The following is a 9,320-nucleotide window of genomic DNA, read 5'->3' on the forward strand; positions in this document are numbered from 1 at the left end:
ATGGTGGCCAAACCGTTCTGGACCGGGCATCTCAAGCTCTCGCTCGTGACCTGCGCGGTGTCCATGATCCCGGCCACCACCCAGGGCGGGCGGATTGTTTTTCATACGGTCAACCGCAGGACCGGGCACCGTGTTTTAGCCCGTTATGTCGATGCACGGACCCAAGCGCCGGTCCCTGATGACGCGCTCGTTATGGGGTATGAACGGACCGACGGGCAATATGTCCTGCTGGAGGATGCGGAGCTTGAGGCCGTGGCACTCGACAGCACGCATGTGATCGAAATCGAAAAATTCGTTGGCGCGGACGATATCGGCTGGATCTGGTACGATACGCCGCATTACCTCATGCCCGATGACGCGATCGGCGCGGAAGCCTTCGCGGTGATCCGCGAGGCCATGCAGCGCACCGGCACACGGGGGATTGGACGGCTGGTGCTGTACCGGCGCGAACATGCGGTCCTGCTTGAACCGCGAGAGAGCGGTCTTGTCGTCTGGACCCTGCGTTACGGCACGGATGTTCTCGGCCCCGGACACTACGTGCCGGAACAGGGCAAAATCACGCCCGATGCACATCTGGCAGATCGGTTGAAAAACCTGATCGAGCAGGAGACGCAGCCCTGGAGCCGGGCCATGATCGCAGACCCCGTGCAGGAGCGTTTGAAGCAGATGATCGCAGGGGAAAGGAAAAAGACAAAAAGCAGACCAAGGCATGGACCCGGCGGGCAGGTGAGCGACAGGGAGCATGGCCCGACCGCTCCCGAAAACAGCGGCCGAACAGGCAAAAAAGCTGACGGTCCCAGTGACGGCCCGAGTGGCGGCCCGAGTGGCGGCCCGAGTGGCGGCCCCAGTGGAGACCCCGGTGGCGCTCCCGGTGGTGATCCCGGCGGTGGTCCCGGTGGTGCGCCCAAGGGCCGCTCCAGCGGCCGGGCCAGAGGTCGCGCCGCGCGGGAAGGTGGCCCGGGCGTTGTCACCATGACGCAGGCCTTGCGGGCGAGGCTCCGGGCGGCGCGGAAGGAACGCGGGCGCTAGGGTGCAGGCAGCGGGCGGCGGGCGATCTCGAACTCCGCCCAGGGGTCCGTACCCGCGATCCGGGTGCTGGCGTTGCGCAGCGTGAATTTTGCCGGGCCGGTCAGGGTTTTCAGGTCATGCCACGCCAGCGGCATGGACACGGGCGCCCCCGGCCTTGCCCGGGTCGAATAAGGTGCGACCGAGGTGGCGCCGCGCTGGTTGCGCAGGTAATCCAGCAAAATCCTGCCGTGGCGGCTGGCTTTGCTGATGGTGGCGACATAGTGCCCGGGGCTGTCGGCGGCCATGGCCTGTGCCAGTGTCCTGCAAAATGCCTTTGTTTCGTCCCAACCGGCTTTTGGGCGCAGGGGGGCCACCACGTGCAGTCCCTTGCCGCCGGTGGTTTTGACAAAGGCGTTCAGCCCCGCCGCTTCAAGCCGTTCGCGGACTTCCTGCGCCGCCGCCAGAACAGCGGCCCAGTCCACGCCGTCTCCCGGGTCCAGATCCATGACCAGAATATCGGGTTTTTCCAGATTCTGGCATGATGAGTCCCAAGGGTGGATTTCCAGCGCGGCGGATTGCACAAGACCCAGAAGCCCGGCCAGATTCCCGACACCGATCAGTTTTTTATGGGCGGGGTCCGTCGGGTCCTGAAGGGAGAGGATATGAGGGTTCATACCTTTCCAGACATTTTTCTGGAAAAAACGGGTGCCAGCTATCCCGTCGGGGCAGCGCAGGATGGCCAGCGGCCTGTTCACGATAAAAGGCTCCATGCGCGGCCAGACCATTGTGTAATAGGCCGCAAGGTCCTGCTTGGTCACGCCGTTATCCGGCCAGTAGACCCGTTCGGGGTGGGTGAATACGATTTCGGGCGCAGGAGCAGGAGCAGGAGCAGGAGCAGGAGCAGGGTCAGCGTCAGCGGCGTGGGGCGGGTCGGGCAGGTCTTCAGGCATGGCGTGGGGCATGGTGTCTCCCTCCTTCCTTTTGCTGCCGGTCGGGCGTCGGGGTGGCGTGGGTGCGGCGTGCGGGGCGGGGCCTGTCGCCTGCATGGTTTTTACGGGGATGTCTGCCACGATGGGGAGGGGCTGGGGGATTTCGCGCAGGATCTCGGTGGCCGGTTTATCTTCACGCAGGCCACGATAGGAGGCATGGCGCAGGCGGCCATCCGCCGTCCAGGCCCGAAATTCGACCTCCGCCACGCATTGGGGGCGCACGTAGCGGACATTGCGGGCCTCCTGCGTGGAAAGGCTTTTGGCAAAAGGGCTTGTGTCGGTTTCGATCGCGCCCAGCATACGGAACAATGCGCCCGCCACCGCCATGGTAAAGCCGGTGCCAACCCGGCCCACATAGCGCAGCCCACCCTGTTTGTCGTACACGCCCAGAACCAGTGCGCCAATGCTTTGACGCCCGGTGGTTGACGGCACATAGCCACCGATCACGAATTCCTGCCGGGCGGAACATTTGGACTTGAGCCAGATCCGTCCCCGCCCCGACTGGTAGGAGGCCTCTTTCTGTTTGGAGACAATCCCCTCCAGCCCCAGGTCACAGGCATGGCGCAGGACCAGCGCGCCGTCATCGTCAAAACTTTCGCTCAGCCGCAGGGTGGGGGAGGCCGCGGGCAGGATGGTGCGCAGCATCCGCCTGCGTGACTGAAGGGGGGTCTGCCGCAGGTCCTGCCCGTTCAGGAACAGCAGGTCGAAGGCGTAAAACACGAAGCGGTCTGTCCGCCCCGCGCTCAGGTCGGCCTGCAGGGCGGAAAAACTGCTGACACCGGCACTGGGTTCCACAACCAGTTCCCCATCGATCAGGGCGTTCGTGACCGCAAGCCCGGCGAATGCGTCGCGCAGGGCGGTGCCGAACCTGGCGCTCCAGTCCAGACCGCTGCGGGTCAGCACCGTAACGCCTGCATTGTCCACGCGGGCCTGCAGGCGATAGCCGTCGAACTTGATCTCATGCTGCCAGTCTTTTCCCGTGGGGGGCTGGGCGACAAGGGTTGCCAGTGCGGGCGGCACAAAGGCGGGCGGTGGTGCGGGATGCATGCCCGCCCCCGCCGGGGCAGCCGGATCTGGGGCGGGCATGGCTGGACGGGGGGTGGCCCTGCTTGCGGTCCTGCTCGTGGGAAGAACGGGTTCGTCGGGTTTGTGCTCGGCCTCGTCATCGGTTTTGATCAGCAGCCAGTTGGCGTGGCGTTCGCGTGTCTTGCCTTGCATGCGCACCAGCGCCCAGCGGCCATGCAGTATGTGCCCGTGCAGGTCGAATGCCAGATGGCCCTTGGCCAGCCCGGCATGGGGGTCATGCACCGGGGTCCAGGTGCCATGGTCCCATATTTCCACCGTGCCGGCGCCATACTGCCCCTGGGGGATCGTGCCTTCGAACGCGCCATAGGCCAGCGGGTGGTCTTCCACCTGGACTGCCAGGCGTTTTTCACCCGCTATCGGGCTGGGGCCTTTGGGCACGGCCCAGCTTTTGAGCACGCCATCCAGTTCCAGGCGGAAGTCATAATGCAGGTGCCGTGCGGCGTGTTTCTGCACCACAAACGCAAGCGCACCGTTTTCAGGTCCGCTGGTCGCGCGGTCTTTGCCCGAGGGTTCGGGTGTTGCCCCGAAATCGCGCTTTTTGCGATAGGTGCCAAGCGCCATGGCTTACCCCGCTTTGCGGCGGCCCCGTGGGGCGCGGGTGGCAGGCTTGTCCGCGGCCGGGCCGCTGCCTGCCATGGCAGCGCTTTCGCGCAGGGCCTCGAACAGTGGAATGACAGTGGCCGGTGGGGCGGGCTGTGGGGGCAGGGGCCTGCCCTCGCTTCGGGCGCGCACCAGCGCGGCGAGTGCTGTTTCGTACCGGTCCTCGAAGGTGGCGGGGTCGAACGGGGCGCGCTTCGTGTCGATAATCCGCACGGCCAGGTCCAGCATGTCTTTTGGCACGGCAGGGGCGGCAAGGGTGCTGAACGCATCCTGCGCCGGGCGGATCTGGTTGTCATACTTCAATGTTGTCGCGACCAGTGTGCCTGCATACGGACGGACAAGCAGCGTGCGGACCCGCCGGAACAGTACCGCCTGTGCGATGGCCGCCACATTCCGCGCCGCCAGACTGTCGCGGATCGTGACGAATGCGCCCCTGGCCTCGGCCGTGGCGGGCATGAGGTAGTACGGGCGGTCCAGATACAGGGTGTCGATGTCGGGGCAGCGGACGAACGCCCGCACGTGCAGGGTTTTGTCGCTCGGGGGGACGGCCGCGGCAATATCCGCCCGTTCCAGCAGGATCAGTTCACCCCCTGGTGTTTCATACCCCCTGACCTGATCGGCCGGGGGCACGTCCTGCCCTGTCTGGCTGTCGACATAGTGCCGCTCGACCCGGTGGCCCGTGGCCCGGTCAATGCCGTGCAGCGCAAGCCGCGCGGAGGTCGAAACCGCCATATACAGCGCGACGGGGCATGTCAGATCCCCGAGCGTGATCTTGCCTTTCCAGTTCGCGCGCAGGGCCATGTCGCGTCTCCGCCGGTGCAGGTCAGGCAGGAGTGCGGGTCCGCGCGTGCCGGCACTCTGCCCTGTGGGCTCAACGTCTCTGGCAGGACAGGCGTTGCCGTGGAAAATGGGGGCGCGGGTCAGCTACGCAGGGCCTTGCGCCAGAAACGCTTGAGCCCTTCGAGCGCGCACATCACGATTGCCGCCGCCGTCAGGCTCAGGCCGATATCCAACACGCCCAGCGGCCCCATGCGCAGCAGCCCCCGCAACGGTGTCGGCAGCAGGATGACGACCAGCAACCCGAGGTCGAGCGCAAGAATAAGCCCCAGCACGGAATTCGGGCGCAGGAACGCGCGCACCAGCGACGTGCTGAAAGAACGGTTGACCAGGATCAGGACGATATCGCCCATCACGAGTGTCACGAATACGAGGGAGCGGGTTTCGGCTTCGGGCATGCCACGGCGGACCGCGACCAGCAGCAGACAGGCCACGGCAATAAAGACCGTGACCCCCTGCACCATGCTCCATGCCACCAGTTCGCGCGAGAACAGGGGGGCTGCCGGGTTGCGGGGTGGGCGGGTCATGAGGTCGTGTTCCTCGGGCTCGGCTTCGAACGCGATGGAGCAGGCCGGATCGATGATGATTTCCAGAAAAGCGATGTGCAGCGGCATCAGGATCAGGGGCTGGCCGGTCAGCAGCGGCAGGATGGCCAGCCCCGCGATGGGAACATGGACCGCCAGCACAAACCCCAGCGCCTTGTGGATATTGTCGTAAATCCGCCGTCCGAGACGAATGGTCTGGACGATGGAGCCAAAGTCGTCATGCAGCAGCACAAGGGCGCTGGCTTCGCGCGCCACGTCGCTGCCACGCCCGCCCATGGCAATGCCGATATCCGCCGCCTTGAGGGCGGGCGCGTCGTTCACGCCGTCGCCCGTCATGGCCACCACGTCGCCAAGGCTGCGCAGGGCCCGCACGATCCGCAGTTTCTGCTCGGGGCGGATACGGGCGAAAACAGTCACATGGCGGACTTTGGCGGCCAGTGTGTCCTCGCTCATGCTTTCCAGTTCATGACCGCTGAGAATATGCCGGGTCTCGATCCCGGCCTGGGCGGCTATGGCGCGGGCGGTCGTGGGGTGGTCGCCCGTTATCATGACCACGCGCACCCCTGCCGCCCGGCATTCGCGCACGGCGGCGGGCACGGTGTCGCGCAGCGGGTCGGACAGGCCCACGAGCCCCACAAAAACCAGCCCCAGCTCCTGCTGGCTGGCGGGCAGGGGGACGGTCAGAGGGACGGCGGGTTGGGAGGCGGGCAGGGTAGCCTGCGCCAGCCCCAGCACGCGTATGCCGCGCGCGGCCATGTCGTCCGTGGCGGCGCGCAGGGCGGCGTGTGCCGCGGGCGCAAGCCCACATAGCCCGGCTATGGTTTCGGGCGCGCCTTTGGTCGCGACCAGCATGGTACCATCGGCCATGCGCCACACATTGGACATGGCCAGCAGGTCGGGGGCGAGCGGGTATGTGTGGACCAGTTCGGCGGGCGGCGTAGCACCTGGAGCGGGCCTATGTGCCTGGGCGAGATCGTGGAAGGCTTTTTCCATCGGGTCGAAGGGTTCGGGCTGGCAGGCCAGCCGCCCGATCTCGATCATCTGGCGGGCCGGGGTGTCCGGTGTCCCGGCTGCCGCCGGGGGCTGCGCGTGGGTTTCTGGCCGGGTTTCAGGCCGGGTTTCCAGTGTCGGCCTGCCCTGCTGGTTGTCTGGCGGGTTGTCAGATTGGTTGCCCGGTGGGCTATTCGGTGGGCTGTCCGGCAGGTTGTCCGGTTGGCCGCTTTTTTGTGGAATGTTCCGTTGTAGGGCGCCAGCGTGCGGGGCGCCAGCGTGCGGGGCACCGGTTTGTGGGGCGGCGTCCGGCATGGGGGCGGAGGCCGGCAGGGGCAGGGGGCTCATGTCCGTGCCGGAATGCAGTTCCACTATGGTCATCTGGTTGCGGGTCAGGGTGCCGGTCTTGTCCGTGCACAGAACGCTGGCCGCCCCCAGACTTTCTATGGCGGCGGCACGGCGGGTCAGTACGCCCGCACGGGTAATGCGCCATGCCCCCATGACCAGGAACACGGTCAGCACCAATGGCAGTTCTTCGGGCAGGAGAGACATGCTGAGTGCGACCCCACCCAGCAGGGCCTCCAGCCATGCGCCGCGCAGCACCCCGTCCAGCAGCGTGAAAATGGCGCTGACCCCAAGCCCGACAAGGGCCAGCGTGCGGGCCAGGCGGCCGGTCTGCCGGGCCAGGTGCGGCGCTTCCTGCCCGATCCCTTCCAGGCTTGCGCCGATCTTGCCGATCTCGCTCGCCCTGCCCGTGGCCACCACTTCGGCCATGCCCTGCCCGCGCACCACCAGTGTTCCCGCGAACACCAGCCCCACAGCCTGCGCGCCTGCTTTTTCCGCCGCCCGCTGTGCATCCGGTGCCGCCGGGCCGGAAGGGGGGTGGCTCAAGTTGGACCGGGCAGAGGGGGACTGGCCGGAAGTGGACTGGCCGGAGGGTGACTGGCCAGAGGGCGGCTGGCTGGGGGTGCCGGGGCCTGCTGGGCCTGCCTGCGGGCCATGTTTGCGCACCGGCACGGATTCTCCGGTCAGGAGGGATTCATCGGTCTCGAACACCTGTGCCGACAGCACTCTGGCATCGGCTGGTATACGGTCGCCTTCGGCCAGCACCACCACATCGCCCGGCACCACGTCGCTGCCTGCAATGCGCTGGCGCTGCCCGTCGCGGATGACCAGCGCGCGCGGGCTTGTCAGGTCGCGCAGCCTGTCCAGCACGCGTTCGCTGCGGGCCTCCTGCACGACCGTAATCACGATGGAGACCGAGGCCAGGGCCACGATCAGCAGGGCTTCGCCCCGCGCGCCGAGTGCCAGATAGATCACGCCCGACGCCAGCAGCATCACGAACATCGGCTCTTTCACGACTTCGCGCACGATATGCCACGCCGCGCGGTGGCCGGCTCGGGGGAGTGCGTTCGGGCCGTGCGCTTCAAGCCGTCGTGCGGCTTCTGTGCTGCTCAGCCCCTGACAGGGCGTTTCCATGGTCGTAGGCCTGTTCTGTCGGGTTTGGGGGGTAAGGCATGGCGTGGTCAGTGCCCGTCTGGCGGGGCAAGGCCCAGCCAGTGGGGGCGGCGGCGTTCCACCCAGCGCAAAAGCCGTTCGCTCAGCCGACGCAGCAGCGGCACGTCCTCGGCCAGAAGCAGCAGGCCGAATGGCAGCATCCACATGCCAAAAACGGGCAGCATGGCAAGCGCGCTCCCCGCGATAAGCGCCAGTGCGAGGGGAATGCGCGCCCAGCGTGCGGAAGGCTGGCGCAGCCACTGTGCCGCCCTGCGCCCCTTTTCGGGCAGGCGTTGCAGCGCGAGTTCGACCAGTTCGTCCCGTGGGCGGGGGGGCTGCGGCGCTGGCGCCCTGCCGTGGGGGGGCGGAAAAGGGCCGGGTGTCTGGGGCAAGATCTGTCCTCCGGGCGGTGGGGCTGGGAATGGAAAAGCATGTGGGCCATGGTCTGCGCAGCCCGCTCTGGCACCGTCTGCGGTACCCAACGCCCGACCGGTGGCCGGGGTAGCGCGCGGCCGCGCAATTTATGCGCGCATGTTGTCTGGCGGGGGGGTGAGCGGTCGGGGCTCGGGGCCGCAAAACATTGCGAAAATTTTCCGAAAATTTATCCGGATTGTCGTGGTTTTTTCCGGAACGTCCGCGCACAGCGCAAGTTAAACCAGGGACGGGCAGGGCCCCCGGTGAACGCGCCCCGACATGCGGGAGAGAAAAACAATCATGCCAGCTTCTGACTTCAACTCCAAACAGTTCGGAACTTTCTGGTACGGCGGGCGGCTGAGCGCGCTCGAACAGGCCTGCGCCAATTCGTTCGTGTCGCTGGGGTATGATCTGACGATCTTTTCCTACGATCCGCTCGAAGGCGTGCCCGAGGGCGTGGCTGTGGCCCACGCGGCGGAGATCGTGCCCCAGGATATGACACGGCAGTTCCTGTTTGCGGGCAAGCCGCATCTGGGGCATTTTTCCGACCTGTTCCGCTACCGGATGATGCAGAAAAAGGACCTGATCTGGGTCGATCTGGACATGCTCATGCTGGCAAGGCCGCCCCACCCCATTGTCGGTGACATTGTGGTGCAGGAGGAACAGGGGGGCGTGAACGGGGCCATTCTTTATCTGTCCGAACCCGACCTGCTTGCCCAGCTTGTGGCCGATGTCACGGCCAGGACGGGCCGTAACCTGCGATGGGGCGAAACCGGGCCTCTGGCCCTGGGCAAGCTGATTGCAAGGAACCCGGGCCGGGTCGTGACCAGCGCGCCCACACTGTTCTACCCGCTGGAGCATTACGATATTTTCAAGATATTCCTGCCTGAATACAGCCAGGAATGCCGCGAGAAATGTGCAAGTGCCTGCATGGTGCATCTTTTCAACAATATCATGGTCAAGATGGGGTACTGGAAAGATATGGCCCCCCCCGTGGGCAGTGCGCTGCATGACGCCATGGCCCGGACCGACGGGCTGAAATTCTTCAGGGATACCTATCCGGCCGATGTCATGCGCAATGTCATCAACAATTACCGTCTCCGCCTCAGCGGGGGGGATCTGGGGATCAAGGGTCTGATCCGCCAGGCCATTCCCAGTATCCGGCGCACCTACCTGACGTACCGGCCCGCCTGACGTCCTGACTGCCTTACCGCCCGGACCGTAGGAGAAAGCGGTCCCGGCACGTGCCCTGCTTCAGCCTGCGCCCCCCTGTTGTGGCTTCCGTCGTGGCCCCGTTGCGGTTGCTGCCCCGCATCAGGCGCGCGAAGGCGGGGCTGGCGGGGTCACGGGGGGC

General features: G+C 66.2%; 6 protein-coding genes. 2 read left to right on the forward strand and 4 right to left on the reverse strand.

Annotated features, from left to right (window positions below):
• A complete protein-coding gene (locus tag ABF990_RS09905; RefSeq protein WP_415500113.1) occupies positions 1–1,029 on the forward strand; it encodes a Ku protein in 1,029 nt (342 codons plus the stop codon).
• Here the strand turns inward: ABF990_RS09905 and ligD are convergent.
• The 4 genes from ligD to ABF990_RS09925 form a co-directional block, all read right to left on the reverse strand.
• The gene (ligD, locus tag ABF990_RS09910; RefSeq protein ID WP_415500112.1) at positions 1,026–3,644 is read right to left on the reverse strand and encodes a DNA ligase D; all 2,619 of its coding nucleotides are present in this window, start codon (positions 3,642–3,644) and stop codon (positions 1,026–1,028) included. The two genes, ABF990_RS09905 and ligD, sit on opposite strands and share 4 nt — an antisense overlap.
• 3 nt (positions 3,645–3,647) lie before the next feature.
• Entirely contained in the window at positions 3,648–4,484 is an 837-nt protein-coding gene (locus ABF990_RS09915; RefSeq protein WP_415506586.1) for a Ku protein, read from the reverse strand.
• A 119-nt stretch (positions 4,485–4,603) separates the two neighbouring features.
• Positions 4,604–7,534, reverse strand: coding sequence for an HAD-IC family P-type ATPase (locus ABF990_RS09920; protein WP_415501035.1), 2,931 nt, complete (start codon positions 7,532–7,534; stop codon positions 4,604–4,606).
• Between the two features lie 47 nt (positions 7,535–7,581).
• On the reverse strand, positions 7,582–7,944 hold the full coding sequence (locus ABF990_RS09925) for a hypothetical protein (protein WP_415506587.1): 363 nt from the start codon (positions 7,942–7,944) through the stop codon (positions 7,582–7,584).
• 322 nt (positions 7,945–8,266) lie between these two features.
• Here ABF990_RS09925 and ABF990_RS09930 point away from each other — a divergent pair, with 322 nt between their 5' ends.
• Positions 8,267–9,160, forward strand: a complete 894-nt coding sequence (locus ABF990_RS09930; RefSeq protein ID WP_415506588.1) for a hypothetical protein — start codon at positions 8,267–8,269, stop codon at positions 9,158–9,160.
• Positions 9,161–9,320 lie beyond the last annotated feature (160 nt).

Source organism: Acetobacter sp. (genome assembly GCF_047723915.1).
Classification (GTDB): domain Bacteria; phylum Pseudomonadota; class Alphaproteobacteria; order Acetobacterales; family Acetobacteraceae; genus Acetobacter.